The organism is Ureibacillus chungkukjangi (assembly GCF_044795995.1).
In the GTDB taxonomy this organism is placed as follows: domain Bacteria; phylum Bacillota; class Bacilli; order Bacillales_A; family Planococcaceae; genus Ureibacillus; species Ureibacillus chungkukjangi.
Genome location: NZ_CP085009.1, coordinates 390,706 through 410,414 on the forward strand (window position 1 = coordinate 390,706; position 19,709 = coordinate 410,414).

The following is a 19,709-nucleotide window of genomic DNA, read 5'->3' on the forward strand; positions in this document are numbered from 1 at the left end:
CTTTTCTAATAAGGTTAAATTAATAGTCTTCAACAATTGGGCGCATTTCCGCAGCAGAATTGGTACTTTTTCTTCATGAATGGATAAATAGAGGTGTTAATATGGTTCCAACTTTGAATGAATTGATTATTAGTTCTCATTACTCCCTTTTAGGTTCTATACCAAACAAATTAAGAGGATTAACAGTAAAATTAGAAAACGAAACGTTGTATTGGAAATGCTATTTTGATGGTGAACCAACTGAGGAAGAAAAAGAAATATTAAACGTTGCCTGTACTGAAGTAATAGCTGATTTTCCCATAATTAAGGACGTTAAAGAGGAATATTTAAATTATAGACACCCTTTAAAAATGGAAATGTTACAGTTTTGGGCCTATTTAAGATGGGAACAGAATTGATCGTTATTCAGTAATCGGGCGCAATTCTGCAGCAAGAATTGTGCTCCTTCTTTTTTTAAAGGTTCATTTAATGAAATAATACAATCAAAGCGGTTTATTGGAAGAAGAATACCTATAATAAATTATAAAATTGTTTAAAGTAGTGAGGTTAAATGAATGCAATATAATCAATACCTGCAAGTAATGACTAATACAAAGTGGGAAGAAATTAGGGAAGCTATGTTTAATTATCCAATCGATCAACTATGGAGAACAAAAGACATTGAAACAGGCTACATTTGCCCATGGGATGGGGAATGGTATTATCATTTTAAGTTGGGCGAATTTGAAACAATTGAATGGTTGGAGATTAAAGCAGAAACCGATGAGATAAGGAATGATGTATTAAAAATACTTAATAAAATTCACGTTCCTGGAGAGGTTTTTGATAATGTAATTAGAGTTTATGGCTATGTTGAAACTGGAAGATATATTGACTATCTTTAATTATTCCGATTTTCCACTATCGGGCGCTATTATTGAAGATCATAGTAGTTAGAAGATAATCAAACATTTTATAAAAACAAAACTTAAATCTGCTGAAAAGGAATCCATTTTGATCAATCTTTTTTTCAAAATGGATTCTTTTTATTTACCGTTAAATGCTGATTTGTTGGATATTTTGAACAAACTTTATTTCAAAGCTACAATTATTAACTCCAATATCTATAGATTGAGGCTCTATTGATAAGACCCTCCTAAACCTTGATATAACAATGTTTGTACCATTAACATGTGAATTGTCAAAATGCCGACGAAACCCATAATAGTAAAATGTTGATAGTATAATGTAAGTTATGCCCAATAATGTATAATTATTTTATAATAAAGGAGTGATTGAATTGCAAATTAGTAGTATTTATATTAAAAATTTCCGTGGCTATAAACAAGAAACAAAAACTACCTTAAACAATTTAACAGCTTTTGTAGGACAAAATGATGCTGGAAAATCAACATTACTTGAAGCTCTAGACATATTTTTTAATGATGGGAAGAACATCGTTAAAATGGAAAAGTCAGATATAAATGTTGACTCTGATTCAATAGAAACTGTAATCGGTGTAAGTTTCATAGGTTATCCTGAGGAAATAATTGTTGATAGTAGTGTTCCTACTTCCTTAAAAGATGAGTATTTGTTAAATCAAAATCTTGAATTAGAAATACATAAAGTTTATAAAAATGGCTCTCTTAAAGAAACATTTTTAATCGCTAATTTCCCCAATTCAGAAATATGTAAAGATTTACATATCAGAAAAACACCCGAATTAAAAATAACGGCGGAAAAATTAGGACTAACAATAGATGATAAAAGAAAATCATCTTTGTTTAGGAAAGCAATTTTAAATTCAATTAAGAACCCGGTTTTAGAAGAGATACGAATACCGGTTGACCAAGAAGGAGCAAAGCAAATTTGGAATGGTTTAAAAGACTACATACCACTTTATGAACTTTTTCAATCAGATAGGAAAAATCAGGATCAAGATAGTGAAATACAAAACCCCATGAAATTACTTATTAAAGAATTAATGAGAGATGAAACTATATTAGAACCTTTACAGCAAGTTTATGAAAAAATTGTAAAGGAGTCCAAGAAATTAGCTGAACAAACTATTGAAAAACTTTCTGAAATGAACCCTGACATCGCAAAAGAGTTATCTGCCAATTTTGAAGATCCTGCCTGGGAAAAAGTATTCAAATTTACCTTAGAAACTGATCAAGGTATAGCTGTTAATAAAAGGGGGAGTGGGGTTAGAAGATTAATTTTACTTAACTTTTTTAGAGCAGAGGCAGAAAGAAGGCGAAATGAACGTAATGTTCCAAATGTTATCTATGCATTTGAAGAGCCTGAAACTTCACAGCATCCTAATCATCCAAAAATGTTAATTGAAGCATTTAAGGACTTAGCCAATTCGGATGTTAACCAAGTTATTTTAACTACACATAGCCCAGCTATAGCAAAGATGTTACCAATTGAATCGTTAAGACTGATTACTAAAAATTATGCAGGAGATACAATAATCAGAGAAACTAGTGATGATATGTTATCAGATATCGCTGATAACTTAGGTATTTTACCAAATATTGAGTTGGATAATGTCAATCGAGTTAAACTCGCCATTTGTGTAGAAGGAAAAAATGATATTAATTTTTTAAGAAACATAAATAATAATATTCTTTCATTTAAAAAAATTATTGATTTAAATGACCCACAAATAATAATAATACCTATGGGTGGTAGTACTTTACAATTTTGGGTAAATGATAATTACCTTGAAAAACTTAAATTAGCTCAATTGCATATCTATGATAGTGATGTTGGATCTAATGTTCCTCATAAATATAAAAAGTATATTGATATTATTAATACTCGGGCAAATAGCATTGGATTTGAAACGTCAATGAGGGAATTTGAAAATTACTTAACACCGGAATACGTATTAGAAAAATATCCAAAATGCTTTGATAAAAGTACCACAGATTGGACGACATTAGATATTCCAGAGTTGATTGCTAAAATAACTCACGAATCGGATCCTAGTAGTAGTAAAAGCTGGGAAGAATTAAAAGATGAAAAGAAAAAGAATAAAAAGGGAAATGCTAAGAATAGAATTAACAATGAATTAATTTTTGAGGTTTCTGAAAAACAATTAAAAAATAGTGATTGCTATAATGAAATAGAAAAATGGTTCAAAGAAGCCGCTAGACTACTAGCAGTAGATTTAATCGAAGTATAAGCATAGTCCTAACTTCTAATCCAACGTTTTATTTTTGTCTATTTACCGTCTATATTAAAAATAAATTAAATAAACCGTATGAAAATTAGACAAAAGGAGCGATTGAATAGATTATTCTAAATTTAAGAACTCATTGTCATGAAAATAAACAGATAGAATAAATATTTTTGATCACTTTGAAATTTAGAATTCTATTAAAAGGCGCATTCGTGTACCGCTAAATGTTGTGGAGAATAACGATTATTGTTAATAAAGGTGGAAACTTACCGAAGGAATATTCTGTTTTGTATTTAGAGCTTGTAATGAATGTATGTAACGTAAAAGAAGTTGTAACATTTTGCAATTTAACTGAACAATGTAACTAAGGATAGTAGGAGTTCATTTTCTTTACTTAACTCAATTCATTATAGAAAATATAACGGGTTCCATTTTGAAATATATGTACAAAACGTATATTTTCCACCTCAAAGGGACCCCGTTAATGCCAATTAAATTATTCTTTTTTATGCTTTTGCCTAAGGGATTCAATACCTTGTGATAGTGGCAAAACATTGTTGTTTATTGTTGGTTCCTCATGTACCCCTTTGAGTCTCTTTCTAAACTCCTCAAATTTTTCGTATCCTTCTGTTGGGTTAGAAAAGCTTGTATCAAAAAAGAAATCCACAATTGGGTGCCTGGTTTTTCCTGTTGCCATTAAATTAATTAATGGAACATCTGACTTGATACTGGCATTGAACCATGAAAACAAAACTGTTTGATATTGTTGAAGTAATTCTTCCAATTCCTTATTTTCTTGTTTTAAAGCCTTCATTGTACCTTTTAAGGTATTCATCTTTCCTAAGAGTTCATTGTAGTTTTTTGCTTTCTTTTCGTTTAATTTTAGTGCTTCAATAAGCCTTCTTTTGTCGGAAGGTTTGCCTGTAAAAAATTTATCTACACATTCTTGGGTATCTATGTAAACATCAGATTCAGTGGTCTTTTTGTTGACGAGGGCAGCTTCATAAGCCTTATTTATCTTATCAATTGTTTCTTTTCCTTGTCTTCCATCTCTTCTCCAATAGTCTTCACTTAATTGGTAGGGAATTGTCTCGTTCTCATAAAGCTTTTTAGAATAACGATAGACTTCTGAATATTTTAGCCATCCTGACACTTTTTCTTCTTGAGTAAACTGATAAATAATTTTATTAATTTCTTCCTGTGGGAAGATTTTTGGTTTTCGACCCCTTGTCTCCACTGTTATCTATCCTCTCTTTTACCTTGTATAGATTGATATACTTATGAACTGCTTTTTCAATATACTTAGAATGATTAATTAGTTGTTTTTTAATTTCTACATTCTCAGAGGTATAATATTCATCCTTACCTATATTCTCATAAATAGCCTTGTATAGTTTTTTTAAATTATCAATGGTTTCATTGAGGTAGGATTTCCTTTCTTTCATTTTTTGCTCTAAGATATGTTGCTTTTGGATGAATTCCTCCATTGAAATTCTCCAATGATCACACCCCCAACAGTCTTCATCCATACATCTTTGTTCTTTGTCTGTACAATACCCTTCAGTCATGATTCTTTGGAAACCTGTGTTAGTGGGTCTAAGAACGTATTTATTAATAAAGTCCATTCCCAGTGAAATTGATTTATCCTTTATAAGGTTTGAGTAACTGTCCAAATCTGTATTTGTAATAAGCTCTAGTATTTCTAAATCAACGTAATTTTGGATATGGTTAAAGTAATGTTCTTGTGAACGTATTGATGTATGACCGCCCATACGTGCAATTTCAACAGGATGATACCCTTGTCTTTTCATATTGATGAAGGCAAGATGGCGGGTATCATTTAATCGCAATTTACGAGTGATATACTGAAATTCTGTTTCCTCTGAGTTATTTGGATTAAATTGAATATGATATTCTCCGAAAACTATATGTTCATAAAAGGAAGCTAAAGTATAATTAAGTATAGCGTAGCTAAACTTTGTTCTATCTATTTTATTGTATTTATTATTACTGTTTAGAGGTATGGATTCGTAAGTGATAAACGTATCTGTGAATCCGAATTTTTCCGTAATCTGTTTGTATTCTTCTAATTTTTGATAAAAATCGTGGGGAATATAAACTTTATCAACAATTTGAATTCTATTGGAATTTACCTTTTTTTGTTTTATTCTTGGTAACTGAATGTAGTAGTTTCCGTTTAATTCTTTAAGAGAGTCCCGTGAGATGTTACAAAACTCACTTGGTCTCATTGGTATTAGATTGGTTACTTTCCACCAGAACCAAATAGGAAACCATCTTAAATATTGTTTCTCTGTCAGTTCTTTAGAAAAGAAATCTTCCACTATTCGAGAGAAAACTAATATATCTCTTGAAGATGGTAAAATACGAACCTTTTTTTCAATGTTATATTGTTTTTTTAGTTCATATAGCAGTGACAAAATCTCTTCATATTTTTCCAAATCGGAAAAATAGTCTAATAGATTTAATGATGAAAGAACAATGACCGCCTTAGTTCCTTCATTTAACGTTGAGAAGTCATCTGAAATATCTTCTATATTTATATTTGTTAATCCCTTTGTGATTTTTAAGAACTTCATTATTCCCAGTGTATAGGTCGAGACTAAAGGAACTGAATAGGAATTGAGCAAGTTTGATACCCAACATTTTATAATAGTAAGAAACTCCATATCTCTTAATTCAGTATTAAATACAGACAGTTCTTTTATTTGATCAAAGTTAATAATTCTTCGATTACTTGTAGTTTTATAATGCAAATACCATATATTATCTTCAAAATTACATTGATTTATAGGTGACTCGTTCATTTTTTCTTGGAGGATATTTTTAGCTTCTTCAACTGAATTCTCTAAATCAAACATTGATTCACTGAACTCTTCCAAATCAATTAAAAATTCTTCAGCTAAATTATCAAACACTATAATTCCCCTCCAATTCCTACTGTTTGTGGTTCGGTTAATAGATTTATCATGACATCGAACTCTTGATATTCCATTTCCATGAACATTTCCACTATATCTTCTCCAAAGGTGTTGATTGCCCCGAGGATTTTGTCATAATCATATAAAAATAGTTGGATAAGTTTAGATATATATCCTTCGGGTACATTTTTATTTTTTATTGCCACTTGATACTTTGATAATGTTCGTAATATGCGATTACAAATAGAAGATAAAGCGTAAAAGTGAGGTATTGAGAACGGACAATTTTCACAACCCATAGTTTTTGCGATGCAATCTGAAAAGAAACATTGATAATTTTCTTCTTTACCAGGGGAAAGCCCCAATTGAATTAAATTCATTTTTCTCTGTAACTCTTCCTTTGGAATATCCTCCAATAATTTCCCTAAATCTTCGCGTTCTTGTGACAATTGTTTCAGGTAGATAGCAGTATCCTCTAACTTCACAATATCTCCCAATAGCTCTCTGATTTTGATTGATCTATCCGTTCGAACTAATCGAACTTCAGGAGGCTCTCCTAATAAAGATTTTCCTAATTGGTCATAAATGTAGCCGAAAAATCCTGTGTCAAATAAGTTCCTTGTTATAAAATCTAAATGCTCTTGTGGTATATGAATGTATATGTTTGAGGTCTCACTTGATGCATGTCCTCTTAAATGGCGAGCAATTTCAATAGGATCGCCAATATCTTGATTAGTAACTGAAGAGGTAAGGGAGAGAACCGTACGATTCATTTTCCTTGATTCAAATTTAAACCCATCCATAAAGCAATTAAAGAAAGTATCGTGTGTAGACATACCTATGGTATTTCGTTTTGTGTAAAAATGAATTAAATTGCCTTCATCGTGCGGATGTAGCATTCGGCATCTAAACTCACAGATTAGTAAGGCATATGCCATTGGTAGAGTTAAATGGCTTGAACAATAAAAAAAGGCTTTTTCATTATTTTTATTGTGTTTAAACCATTGGAGTTTATAATGATTCACAATTTTATTAGCTTCATTATAGGTTAGTTGTAGATTAATTAGTGAATCAATACTGTTTAAATTGTACTTGTCAAATATATTAGAAAGATATCTTGGAAATGCAATTATATCTGACTTCCTCCATCCGTTATTCATATGAAATAGAACATATAACCACATTGAGTCGTATTTCTTAGATTTAGATTTATTTTTAAGTGCTATTTTTACATCTTCAATTGCCAATCTTTTATGTTTTTCAAAGTCGCCAACAAAGTTGTGTAATGATAAATATTCATCAATTGAGTATATTTCCTTCTCTTTAGGTTGACCCTGTTCATAAGGATTACAGTCCAGTTTTTTAAAATCAAATATTTTTTTTCCATAGGTTTCAAAGGACTGATTTATGTTATAGAGAAAAGAATAAATCTCTCTTTGGTGTATCTTGGGGACGGAATTGTTAAAAAAAATGAGATTTAATTCTTTCTCCTTAAATTCAAAAATCTCCTTTTCCATCGTTGTATTTACTAATAAACAGGTAACTTTTTTGTATTGTGTGATTCTTGAGGTTCGGGTAACATGTGACCCATATTGCTTTGCCAATTTTATTTTTACAAACTGAAACCATAACTCTTTTGTTTTTTTAGCATTTTGTGAAAAATGGATATTTTCAATTTGCAGGACTTGTTCGTATAAACCGTAATAATTAGAAGTAGTCCTATCGTATAGTAAAATTCTTTCTTTATCCAATTCGAAGCTAGAGTAATAAGAATCCACTTCGGATTTTAAATATAGCGTTTGCTTTCCTTTAAATTTACCTTTTCGTACAATAGTAGGAATACCCTTGTGCTTTTTCCACCTTCGAGATTTTAATTGAGTATTTAAACTAATATTCCCAATTCTGTTATTTATATCTTGTATTTCTTGTAATGTGTAATAATCTCTATCAAGTTCTTCATAGATTTCCCTTTGTTTAGAGATGAGAGTTTCGAAATCTTCTCTTAACAAAAAACGAAAATAAGCGTCACCAGTCCAAGATTTAATATTGTATTCTTCTAGGACTTTATAAAACAAATCATTTTTAAGTTCTAACTGAACCATAGCGTCATTTACATTAATACCATTGTTTATTTCATCAAAAAGCTTTAATTTTTCTTTTTCGATATACATAAACTCATGTTTTTGTATGAATGTTATAATTTCCTCTTTCCTTTGTCTTAACACTTTTAGAAAGACTGGTGCTGATTTATAGTGGGTTTTTTTGTATGCTTCTGAAATGGATATGTAATCCTTCTTAAATTTATTGTAACTTTCTTTATTGATAAAATATTTTTTATCTACATTAATGGGAACTTTTAATTCTATTAACTCTAAACAAGTATTATTGACCAATTGTTTGGTGTGTTTAAGATATAGCCTAGCCGATTTATAATCAATTCCAGCAAGATCTTTAAGGAAATCGTGAATAGCGATATAATCCTTATAGATTATATCTATTTTATTAATATATTTCTCAAATGAGTCGATTGAAATTAGTATTACATTGTCTTGAATGATTCCATCAAACTCACCAACGTCTAGAAGTTTACGGAGTTTGTCATTATTTCTAAATAATCCATATTTTTTTAAATCATAGAGTTGGTTTAGTTCATGATATGTTACGTAGCCTATCAATTTATCCCCCTCAAATCTTCAATCGTTATTTTGCTTTTTCTTTCAGCTTCAAAGGCGGCTTGTCCAAGTAATTCCAATGATTCTTCTGTCTTTTTTATTACATTTATTTGTTCGATATATCTTTTTGCTGATTCGATTTGATTATCTCCTCTTGCAATAGCGACTTCTTCGGCACTCCATCCAAGCAAAAACGTAAGCATATTGGTGTAAACACCTCTTCCTATATGGGTAGACCAAGGTTTTGAGGTGATAAACAGATAATCATCATCATTATGGACACTTATTATTTCTAAAAATTTCTCTCGTACCTTTGTAAATCGTTTCCAATATTCTTTACCTGAAATGGGGTTCCCATTGTTTGATACGAAATAGGCCTGTTCATTCTTTAGTTTTCCTAGTTTCTCTAAGCGATGAAGCCTTTCATCGTGATTTTTTAAAAGTTCCATAACTATATCAGTTTTGAAAACTGCTTGTGTTCTTGGCTTTTTAACTTGTTCCGAGAGTGAAATTAACTTGTTAGGGAAGAGTCTCCTCCAGTTATCTGTTATATCAAGGATAAGCGCACCAGAACCATCTTTTTTAGGTCTCTTTATACTGCTTTTCGTCAAATTGACAACATCGCCTCTTCTTAATCCTCCATAGAATTGAAAGGCTATTCCTAATGCTATTTCTGGGGCTATAAGTTCTGCCACTCTAAGGAAGTTGTTAACTAAGTCTAATCTTCCGTTACCGAAATCATGGAGTTTTCTTGCTTTAATGGCTTCCTCACTTTCTGAAGCAGGAAATTCAACACCAAGATCTATTTGTTTAAAAAGGGAACGAGCAACGTATATTTCTTTACCTTTAATTTTCTTTTTATCATAAATAACGTTTGTCTTTTCATGTATGATATTACTTTCAATTAGCCACACATAAAACTTTGTCAGTAAACGTTCTATATCATATATGTAGTTAGGTTTTAATTCTCCTAAATCTACTCTATCTTTAAGAAAGTTTAGATATTTAGCACCGTGAATTAATTTTAATTCTTTTAATCCATTCTTCTCTAACGGTAAAAACTCTTCATCTTCTTCATTGATATTATCCAATATGAAATTAAGAAACTTACAAATATCCCCGGTATATCTATTTTGTGTAGTGAGGGCAGTAGGTTTATTTATAAAATTCCCTTTTATAAAGTTAGTTAGTGGGTGAGGGTATATAATGCCAGTTATTTTATCTTGAATGCATAGAAAGGTTTTAATTGATTCATAAGGTTCTCCCGATTTTACTTCCTGTATTTTCAACTGTCTTACTATAAATTGGAAATTCATTTTAATCCTCCTCAGGCATATTGTAGAAGGGTACAGTTCGTTGTTCGTTGTTGATATGTCGATATGGGGTTTGAAAATTCTGACATTCCATTCTTTTTGATTGGTAATGTAGTAGGGATCCAATCCCCAGAAATTGCTGTTTTTAAAAATCCTTCTGTTTTTTTAACCACTTTGTTAATTGTTATATAATAAGGAAAATTTAATCAAATCCCGATTAATGCCAACATAACTCAATAAATTAAGAATTTTATTTGTAAGTGAAGTCAATGTGACTGCCAGATCAGCAAAGTCAATAATTTTTTGATGTTATCATCATGGAGTGAAGTATTTGGTGAATCGGTTTTGAGGTTGAGTGTGTAAAGATAAATTTTGAAGGTCTTGATGAGGAATTTTCCATCCTTGTTGTCATTCTTTTTGAGAGCGTTAGTAATTTTCCCGTTGGAAGCCATCGTCCGATAGTTTCATCACTTTTTGTAGTTTTCTGCTACCTCTTTAACAAAGAGAAAGTAATCCATTATACATTCCACCTTTGGTCTAAAACAACAAACAATATTTAGATGTTGTATTAGAGATCTAATAAAAGTTTAAAGTAAAAATTATACAACAAATATACATCTAATTATAAACTGTGTAGGGAATTATTTCCACACAACTTTTGTAAAGTTTGTCAAAATGGGGAAGGTTATAAATGTTTATATAGAGCCTTTTTTACTCTGATTTTATAATTATCCATTTATTCGCATGGAATTGGGGATATAATCGTGACAAACAAAACGCCGGATTACTGGTTACTAGCAGAGCAGACAGATGTAGAGCTTCGACCATTCACTTATGATAGTGAAGAGGGCGAGGAGCTTGAGCCGATGGAAATTGATAAGCTGACGATTCTGCCGGGCTCAAGCGAACCAAACTATACAATTATTACAGCTATTGATTTAGCTAATTTTGAAAGCTCTAAAGTAGAAACGAAGGGGTTCTTAGGTGGGAGTACGGCTCTTTATATGTCACAAGAGGCATTATATTTAACAGCTGTGAATTATTTGCCAATCACAACATTTGAAGGGAATGCTTCAACGAAAATCGCTGCAGACATGGCGATAATGCCTATAAGTGCAACTGATACTGACATTTATAAATTTGCTATAGATGGTACCGATGTAGAATTTAAAGCGACTACCTCCATTAAGGGCTCCATACTGAACCAATTTTCGATGGATGAGCATAATGGTTATTTCCGTGTAGCCACAACAGAGGGAAATGCTTTTTTAGAAGGAGATGAACCGACTAAAAACCATTTGTTTATCTATAATGAAAACCTGGAAAAAGTAGGCGAGGTAACAGATCTTGCGAAGGGAGAAAAAATCTATTCTGCAAGGTTTATGGGGGATAAAGCCTATATCGTAACCTTTAAACAGGTCGATCCTTTATTTGTAATCGACCTAAAAAATCCAGAAAAGCCGGTAGTACTAGGCGAATTGAAAATTCCTGGCTTTAGTAATTATCTGCATCCTTTAGATGAAAATCATTTAATAGGGATTGGATATGATACAGAAAATCGAGTAGATGATATCACAAAAGAGCCGTTTACAACAACTACGGGCATTAAAATTTCCTTGTTTGATATAACAGACTACGCTAATCCAAAGGAACAAGATACGGTTGTCATTGGGGGACGCGGTACTCATTCAGAGGTTGAATATAACCATAAAGCCTTATTCAGAAATGAACAAAATAGCTATTTTGGTTTCCCTATCATTGTTTATGAAGGGAAGGGTGAGTATGACGTAGAATACAAAGGCTCAGGTGCAGTTGTATATGAAATTACAGCAGAAAATGGCATTAAATTAAAAAGTGATTTAGTAGTCCCTGCTAAAGAAGGTGAGCAATACGAGGATTGGGATGCGCTAATTTCACGTTTACTTTATATCGATGATACCCTTTACACGGTGTCCAGAGAAGAAGTGAAGAGCTATGATTTGCATAGCTTTAAAGAAATAAGTAGTGTAAAAATAAAATAAAATAAAACTAAGGCGATGAAAAAGGGTTATTTTTCATCGCTATTTTTCGTTTTAGGGTTGTTTCAAACGAAATAGTTTACAAAATTATCCTAGTTAATTAAAAATAAACAAAAATATGTATTGAGATTAATGAAACTGTTCGATAATATGAGCATGGAGAAAAAAGGAGAATAACGAAAAATTTATGAATAATGAACAACAATATGAATTAGCTCTTGATTGCTTATTATTAGCTGGTCAGCTCATGATGGAAAGTGGAGCCGAAACCTATCGTGTAGAGGATACGATGCTTCGTATGGCTAGGTCACAAAATATTGAAGATGCACAAAGCTATGTGACACCAACGGGGATTATCCTTTCACTAGGTAAAAGACAAATTACTAAAATATCTTCAATTCCAGCAAGGATTACTGATTTGCATAAGATTGCTAAAGTCAATAGCGTCTCTCGTAAGCTTTCAGGACAAATGATTACATTAGAAGAAGCCTATGAAGAGTTAAAGAGAATACAAAAGACAAATTATTTCTTACCTATTCACATACAATTGTTAGCCGCCTCTGTTGCTAGTAGTTGCTTTTTAGTTTTGTTTAATGGGTATTGGTCCGATATGCCTGCTGCCTTTGTAGCAGGGGGAGTGGGGTTTGCTGTGGTAACAATTACACAAGAAATGACGAGGGTAAAATTTTTCTCAGAATTTCTTGCTGCGTTAGTAGTAGGGCTAATTGCTTCTCTTGCAGTTCATTTTGGTTTAGGGATTGAAATGGATAAAATAATTGTTGGTGCAGTAATGCCACTTGTTCCTGGGTTAATCATTACAAATGCAGTTCGAGATTTAATGGCGGGACACTTTACAGCCGGCATTGCAAAAGGGGCTGAAGCATTTTTAACAGCCTTTGCAATTGGTGCTGGCATTGCAGTTATTGTCGCCTTTTAGGAGAGTGGATATGGAGTTAATCATACAATTAATCTTTAGTTTTATATTTACAGCTTGCTTTGGCATAATTTTCAATGCACCGACAAAAGCAATACCTTATTGTGGTTTTGTAGGTGCTATTGGATGGATTATCTATTATATGCTTATACAAATCAATGTAACAGAAGTGCAGGCATCCTTTATAGGGGCCTTTGTTGTAGCGATTGTCGCACAAATTTTTGCCCGCCGTTTTAAAATGCCGATGATTATATTTAATGTGTCGGGGATTATTCCGTTGGTTCCAGGTGGAATCGCTTATAATACTATGCGCAATATTGTGGAGCTAGACTATACTATGGGCATTCAAAATGGGATGAGAGCCTTCATGATTTCTGGTGCCATCGCGATGGGACTCGTGTTTGCCGAGGTTATTATTCAATTAATGATGAAGTTTTTTAAAACCGGTTTAACCTCGATGCAATCCTTTGCCCGTGCAAAGAGGAGATTGAAATAGATCTCTCGATATACAAAAGAAAGGCTACTCTTCGCCGAGTAGCCTTTTTATATAGGTTTATTTAATTGAATTTAATGCTAGCTGAGTTATTATTTTTTCGGATACTGGCTTGCTGATTAAATAGCCTTGAATAGCATCGCAGCCATATTCCTGTAGAAGCTTTTGCTGCTCCTTCGTTTCTACACCCTCAGCAAGTACATTTAAGTTCATGGATTTACCGAATTGAACCATACCGTGAATCAATCGTTGTGTTTTTTCAGACTGAAGAAGAGAGTGAATAAACGTTTGGTCAATTTTTAAAGTTTCAATAGGTAAAAGCTGCATGTAACGGAAGGATGCATAGCCTGTACCGAAGTCATCAAGGATAAAGACAATTCCTTCTTCCTCTAGCTGGCGCATTTGTTTAATAATCGACGTTTCTGCTTCTGCCTCTAATGCAAATTTCTCTGTAATTTCAATTTGTATTAAGTTAGCTGGACAGTTTGTGCTTTCTAAAGTCGATAATATGGATTTGGCCATATTTTTGTCACGGAACTCGCGAACAGATAAGTTAATCGTAACCTTTAAATCAAGACCTGCTTTATGCCATTTCACAGCTTGCTTACAGGCTTCTTCAATCACGAAGGAACCGATGTTATTGATTAGCCCAGTTTCCTCAGCGATAGGAATCAATTCTTCCGGCTTTACTACGCCGATTTCATCGTCTTCCCAACGTACTAATGCTTCAACTGCTAAAAACTTTCCTGTGTGAATATCCACTTGTGGTTGGTAAAATACTTTTAGATTCTGTTGGTCAAGGGCAAGCAATAAGCGTTTTTCGATAATCGATTTACGATTAATCGCTTTATGAGTTGCATTTGATAACGACACAATATTATCTCCACCGGCTTCACGAACGTTGGCAATTGTAGCAAGGGATGCCTTCATAAGGTGAGGGAATGTGGATTGATCCTGAGGAGAGCGGGTAATGCCTCCACTAATGGAAATTGGTACTGCCACATTGCCGGAGTAAATTGGATTTTGTTTTAGATAAGTTAAGAAGCCTTGAGTAAACCATTCCCCAAGAGGTGTAATAACCACAAATTCATGCTCGTTGATGCGGGCCATTTCACTGTCCTGGAAGTAAATCTTCATACGCTTTGTAAATTCGGTAATTAAATTATCTTCTCTTTGACTATTGTGCAGTTCTTTGATTGTGTAATATTTATCGATACTAATATATACGAAAGAGAAGTGACGCTTTTCTTCGATCATATCATTCACTACCTGCTCTAGACGGTGAGCGTTCATAAGGCCGGTTTCAGGGTCGATGTAAGCAATTTTCTCAAGCTGATGCTTCATTTTTCTTTCGTTTGTAATATCTTTTTCAAAAAGAACGAATTCATAGTTTTTCGTAGCTGGTGAGTACGTCGGAATAGCAGTTAAATACACCCAATATGGAGAGCCATCCTTTGTAATCTTTTCTACCTCACCTTCCCAAATTTGACCTGAGTTGATGGTTTTCCAGATAGTATCCGTTACTTTCATGTTGCTTTCATTATCAGGGAACAGCTGCCAGAATGTTTTTCCTAAAACGCGTTTAGGAGTCCAGTGACTAATTGCTAAGAAGTTCGGGTTACAATTGATAATTAGTCCCTCTGCATCCACTGTTACTACCATATATGAAGAGTATAGGCCGTTCATTAAATCCTTTAATCCCTGCATGGAATCATCCATTCGAGTATAGGAATTCTCTAAGATGCAGGTAACTAAAGTAGCGGGTTCATTATTTATAGTGACATTAGATGTGATAATTGTTGAATCAATCATTGTATCTACTTTTGTTAAAAGTTGTGCTTTTTCAAAAAGCAAAGACTCTTTTCCTAGTAGGATGTTTTGGTATGCCTCTGTTGATAGTGAAGATAGTAACCCAGTCTTAATAGCTGAGGGCGTAATCAAAAAGTCCTCCATCTCATAACCAAAATATCTCTTGCTTAAATCGTTCCATATAATTACTTGTCCATCTCGATTTAGTACAAAAGAAGGGAAAGGAGACAAATTCACCAGTGTCTCATCGACAACCATGTTTGTTTTCTCTTGGTTCATTTATTTCTCACTCCTAAATAGCCGTAAATTCATACTATTTATTATAAAGATTTTATGGCAAATAGTCACTATTAAAGTATTGGGAAGTTTTTGTTTATAAAATATGAGGGTAAAAAGTAATGTTAAAAAGATAAAATATGTAATGTAATGAAATTTGTGGACGAATCGTATTGTTTTTAGATGATATAAATGGTTTATATATGTTTAATTAAAAACCGTTGAGACTTAAGGCTTATAAATGCTGTTTTTCTAATTTGTTTGATTCACTTACGACTTTAGGAGGTTGGCAAAATTTAGGGTTTGAGTTATTCTTATATATATTACGGATTACGAAATAAAAGTGAGAATTGACATTGTGATCGCTTTAACAAACAAGAATGGCATCTAGATTTTGGTTTTGTTCATAATGGAATGCGGGTTAGGGGTGTAGGTTTTGAAAACAGTTTTTTCCTATGTAAAGCCGTACAAATGGCCGGCATTATTTGCATTATTTTTAATGTTAACCGAGTTAGTTGTGGAGCTTATTCAGCCACTAATCATTGCCAAAATTATTGATAATGGGATTGTAACAAGGGATATCGGGATAATTGGCTATTGGGGAATTATCCTGCTAGTATTAGCCTTCGCTGCTTTTGCTAGTGGTATTATAAATTCCTATTTTGCGGCACATGTTGCACAAAGCTTTGCCTTTGATTTGCGAAATGCTTTGTTTAGTAAAATTCAATCCTTTACAATGGCAACTTATTTGCGCTTCCCTACATCGGGTCTGATTACTAGACTTACTAGTGATGTACAGCAGGTACAATCAGTCTTATTTATGAGCTTGCGAATAATGCTGCGTGCTCCACTATCTGCACTTGGGAGCTTGGTGATGGCATTTATCGTTAATCCTAAAATGGCGATGTTTTTACTAATTGGTACACCAATTTTAATTGTCTTTTTAGTGTTCATAGCGAAAAAAGGTGTCCATCTATTTAGTGAGGTTCAAAGTAGACTCGATCGTGTAAACCGTGTACTTCAGGAAAATTTACAAGCGATTCGTTTAGTAAAAGCCTATATGCGTGGAAAATATGAAACAGAGCGTTTTGAAAAGGTGTCAACCAATTTGCAGCTTGATACGGTGAAGGCCCTTCGAATTATGGAGCTTATTCAACCGGTACTATTATTTGTCATGAATCTTAGTTTATTAGCGGCACTATGGTATGGCTCAATGGATGTTCGAAACGGGGATGCACAGGTTGGAGAACTAGTAGCAGTTGTCAACTATGCCTTAAGAATGACTGGCTCCTTCTCAATGTTTGCCTTTATCATCATTGCTCTTTCACGTGCAAAGGCTTCCTCAGAACGAATGGAGGAAATCTTACTTATTGAAAAGGGGACAGAGACGTATGAGCCTTCTTCTCGTCCGTTTAACTTAAATTCAGTTAATAATGAAGCAATTCGCTTTGAAAATGTAAGTTTCCAATATCCAAATACGAAAAAGAGTGTTCTCCAGGATATTTCCTTCTCGGTTGAACCAGGTGAAAAACTAGCGATTATGGGAGCAACGGGAGCAGGTAAGTCGTCACTTCTAAACTTACTGCCGAGACTTTATGACACGACTAAGGGTACTATCTATGTCAATGGACGCGCTATTCAGGATTGGTCCTTAGAAGAGCTAAGAGCAATTATGGGTTATGTTCCTCAAAGCTCCATGTTATTTACAGGCACTATCTATGAAAATGTAAGCTGGGGTAAACAGGATGCATCAATGAATGAAGTTGTGCTAGCAACCACAAACGCTCAAATTCACCAAACAGTAGAGAGCTTCCCAAACAGCTATGAAACAAGAGTTGGCCAAAAAGGAGTTAATCTTTCGGGTGGGCAGAAGCAGCGTTTAAGTATAGCGAGAGCTTTAATAAGAAACGCCTCCATCCTTATATTAGATGATAGTACAAGTGCATTGGATGTAAAAACAGAAACTGCCTTCTGGGATGCAATTGAGCAGGAGCGCGCGACAATGCTTGTGGTAACTCAAAAGATTCGAACGGCAAAGGGTGCTGATCGAATTCTACTGCTAGATGAAGGACAGATGATTGGTTATGGAACACACGAAGAACTTCTTGAGACAAATGCTCGTTATAATCAGATTGTTATGTCACAACAAGAGCAAGAGGGTGAAGCGTGATGAAATTCATACGAAAACCGTTTGGCTATGAACCAGTTTTAACAAAGGAAGATCTGAAGGGTCCTGCTATTAAAAAGGAGAAGGGACCTCGAGCGAGCAATTGGAAAAATACATTGCTGCGAATTTGGAAAATTGTTGATGAAAGAAGAGCTTTACTAATTGCTGTTTTACTTTTGGTTGTTGTAAGTTCGGCAATGGCACTTTTAGGTCCATATCTAATTGGTCATATGATTGATGAATATGTATTAAAGCAGCAGTTTGATGGCATGCTTCCGATGATTATTGGGTTAGTATTTATCTATGTTGCATTGGCTCTATCGCTCTTCTTCCAAAACTTCTGGATGATCGGGATTGCTCAAGAAACTATCTATCATATGCGTACGGGAGTGTTTCATCATTTGTTACACCTTCCAGTTACCTTTTTCGATAAGCGACAACACGGTGAATTAATGAGTCGGGCAACAAATGATATCGAAACGGTTAGTGCTACTTTAAATACTTCCTTTATTCAAGTGTTTTCAAGCATATTGACGTTAACAGGTACAGTCATTGTAATGCTAACATTAAGCCCGTTATTAACATTGCTGACGATGCTGATTATTCCTTTAATGCTTATGGCAACTCGTTGGATTACAAAACGAACAGGAAAGCTATTTAAGGAACAGCAGGCTGCGATTGGTGCTTTAAATGGAATGATTGAGGAAACAATTTCTGGTCAACGGGTTGTAAAAGCCTTTTCTCAGGAGGAACGAGTAAAGGACGAATTCCGTGAAAAAAGTGCGAGATATCGCAGAACTGGATTTTGGGCATTTACTTATTCAGGGTTCATCCCTAAAGTTATGAACCTATTAAATAATATCAGCTTTGCGATTATTGCAGGTATCGGTGGAATTCTAGCCTTTAACGGTCATGTATCGATAGGAACCATCGTTATTTTTACGGAGTACTCTCGCCAATTTACGCGTCCATTAAATGATTTAGCAAACCAGATGAATACCGTTTTATCAGCTATTGCAGGGGCAGAGCGTGTATTTTCAATCATGGATGAAACGAAGGAAGAGGACGAAGGGAAAGTAGCTGGTGAGCATAAGCTTTCGGGTGAAGTTGAATTCTGTGATGTTTCATTCAAATATGAATCTGCCGAAGAAGCTTACACTTTAAAAAATGTAAGCTTTAGTGTAAAGCCAGGTCAAACGGCAGCTTTAATAGGAGCTACGGGTGCTGGGAAAACAACGATTATGCAACTGATTTCTCGATTTTACGATGTGGAAAGTGGCGAAGTGCTTTTTGATGGTGTAAATATAAAGGACATTAAAAGGCAAACATTAAGAAACCAAATGGCTTTTGTTTTACAGGATTCGTTCCTGTTCGAGGCAAGTGTCTATGAAAATATTCGATATGGCAGACTAGATGCCACAAATGGAGAGATTATAGAGGCTTGTAAGAAGGCCAATGCCCATGACTTTATTATGAAGCTACCGAATGGCTATGAAACGATTTTAACTGCTGACGGAAGTGAGATCTCTCAAGGACAAAAGCAGCTGCTTTCCATTGCGAGAGCCTTTGTAGCAGATCCGGTCATTTTATTACTAGATGAGGCTACAAGTAGTATCGATACAGTTACAGAGGTGAAGATCCAACAAGCTCTTGAGGAATTGATGAAGGGAAGAACGAGCTTCGTAATCGCCCATCGTCTAAATACGATTCGCAATGCCAATGTTGTATTTGTTATGCAGCAAGGGGAAGTAATGGAATCGGGAACTCAAAAGGAATTAATGGAGCACAATGGTATTTATGCTAATATGCTTAGTCAATCTGGTATTAAATGATTGTACTAGGTAATTACATGTAATTCCTGAAATGACCTTGCGACTGTATGAGGGTTCATCTAAAATGAAAAGCATAAGTTTTAAGAA

The 19,709-nt window shown here is 33.8% G+C and carries 14 protein-coding genes; 9 read left to right on the forward strand and 5 right to left on the reverse strand.

Going from position 1 to position 19,709, the window contains the following annotated elements:
* Positions 1–101 precede the first annotated feature (101 nt).
* The 4 genes from LG296_RS02030 to LG296_RS02045 all read left to right on the forward strand — a co-directional run bounded on the left by LG296_RS02030 (position 102) and on the right by LG296_RS02045 (position 3,537).
* On the forward strand, positions 102–398 hold the full coding sequence (locus tag LG296_RS02030; RefSeq protein WP_036179374.1) for a hypothetical protein: 297 nt from the start codon (positions 102–104) through the stop codon (positions 396–398).
* A 156-nt stretch (positions 399–554) separates the two neighbouring features.
* A complete protein-coding gene (locus tag LG296_RS02035; RefSeq protein ID WP_036179376.1) occupies positions 555–884 on the forward strand; it encodes a DUF6678 family protein in 330 nt (109 codons plus the stop codon).
* 395 nt (positions 885–1,279) lie between these two features.
* Positions 1,280–3,172, forward strand: a complete 1,893-nt coding sequence (locus LG296_RS02040) for an ATP-binding protein (RefSeq protein ID WP_181417947.1) — start codon at positions 1,280–1,282, stop codon at positions 3,170–3,172.
* A gap of 221 nt (positions 3,173–3,393) precedes the next feature.
* Positions 3,394–3,537 (forward strand): hypothetical protein, encoded by a 144-nt coding sequence (locus LG296_RS02045; protein ID WP_156962317.1) that lies wholly within the window; start codon positions 3,394–3,396, stop codon positions 3,535–3,537.
* Between the two features lie 128 nt (positions 3,538–3,665).
* Here LG296_RS02045 and LG296_RS02050 read toward each other — a convergent pair whose 3' ends face one another.
* Genes LG296_RS02050 through LG296_RS02065 form a run of 4 tightly spaced genes read right to left on the reverse strand, consistent with a single transcriptional unit; the run spans position 3,666 to position 10,096 of the window.
* Positions 3,666–4,406 carry a hypothetical protein gene (locus LG296_RS02050; protein ID WP_052126318.1) on the reverse strand — a complete coding sequence of 247 codons (741 nt, stop codon included), beginning with the start codon at positions 4,404–4,406 and terminating at the stop codon, positions 3,666–3,668.
* On the reverse strand, positions 4,357–6,105 hold the full coding sequence (locus tag LG296_RS02055) for a site-specific integrase (RefSeq protein ID WP_036180261.1): 1,749 nt from the start codon (positions 6,103–6,105) through the stop codon (positions 4,357–4,359). Before LG296_RS02055 ends, LG296_RS02050 begins: the two co-directional genes overlap by 50 nt.
* Positions 6,105–8,783, reverse strand: a complete 2,679-nt coding sequence (locus LG296_RS02060) for a hypothetical protein (protein ID WP_036180258.1) — start codon at positions 8,781–8,783, stop codon at positions 6,105–6,107. The genes LG296_RS02055 and LG296_RS02060 overlap by 1 nt, the downstream gene beginning before the upstream one ends.
* Positions 8,780–10,096 (reverse strand): hypothetical protein, encoded by a 1,317-nt coding sequence (locus LG296_RS02065; RefSeq protein ID WP_052126317.1) that lies wholly within the window; start codon positions 10,094–10,096, stop codon positions 8,780–8,782. The genes LG296_RS02060 and LG296_RS02065 overlap by 4 nt, the downstream gene beginning before the upstream one ends.
* 761 nt (positions 10,097–10,857) lie before the next feature.
* Between LG296_RS02065 and LG296_RS02070 the strand changes: the two genes are divergently transcribed.
* The 3 genes from LG296_RS02070 to LG296_RS02080 all read left to right on the forward strand — a co-directional run bounded on the left by LG296_RS02070 (position 10,858) and on the right by LG296_RS02080 (position 13,541).
* Complete coding sequence (locus tag LG296_RS02070) at positions 10,858–12,114, forward strand: beta-propeller domain-containing protein (protein ID WP_181417946.1); 1,257 nt, start codon at positions 10,858–10,860, stop codon at positions 12,112–12,114.
* A 184-nt stretch (positions 12,115–12,298) separates the two neighbouring features.
* Positions 12,299–13,048 (forward strand): threonine/serine exporter family protein, encoded by a 750-nt coding sequence (locus LG296_RS02075; RefSeq protein ID WP_107931536.1) that lies wholly within the window; start codon positions 12,299–12,301, stop codon positions 13,046–13,048.
* 10 nt (positions 13,049–13,058) lie between these two features.
* Complete coding sequence (locus tag LG296_RS02080; RefSeq protein ID WP_107931538.1) at positions 13,059–13,541, forward strand: threonine/serine exporter family protein; 483 nt, start codon at positions 13,059–13,061, stop codon at positions 13,539–13,541.
* Between the two features lie 57 nt (positions 13,542–13,598).
* On the opposite strand, the gene LG296_RS02085 is transcribed toward LG296_RS02080, so the two are convergent.
* A complete protein-coding gene (locus LG296_RS02085) occupies positions 13,599–15,626 on the reverse strand; it encodes a GGDEF domain-containing phosphodiesterase (protein WP_107931540.1) in 2,028 nt (675 codons plus the stop codon).
* 433 nt (positions 15,627–16,059) lie between these two features.
* Between LG296_RS02085 and LG296_RS02090 the strand changes: the two genes are divergently transcribed.
* Together LG296_RS02090 and LG296_RS02095 are read left to right on the forward strand one after the other, a co-directional pair.
* On the forward strand, positions 16,060–17,793 hold the full coding sequence (locus tag LG296_RS02090; RefSeq protein ID WP_107931542.1) for an ABC transporter ATP-binding protein: 1,734 nt from the start codon (positions 16,060–16,062) through the stop codon (positions 17,791–17,793).
* Positions 17,793–19,622 (forward strand): ABC transporter ATP-binding protein, encoded by a 1,830-nt coding sequence (locus LG296_RS02095; protein ID WP_107931544.1) that lies wholly within the window; start codon positions 17,793–17,795, stop codon positions 19,620–19,622. Before LG296_RS02090 ends, LG296_RS02095 begins: the two co-directional genes overlap by 1 nt.
* The last annotated feature ends 87 nt before the right edge of the window (positions 19,623–19,709 follow it).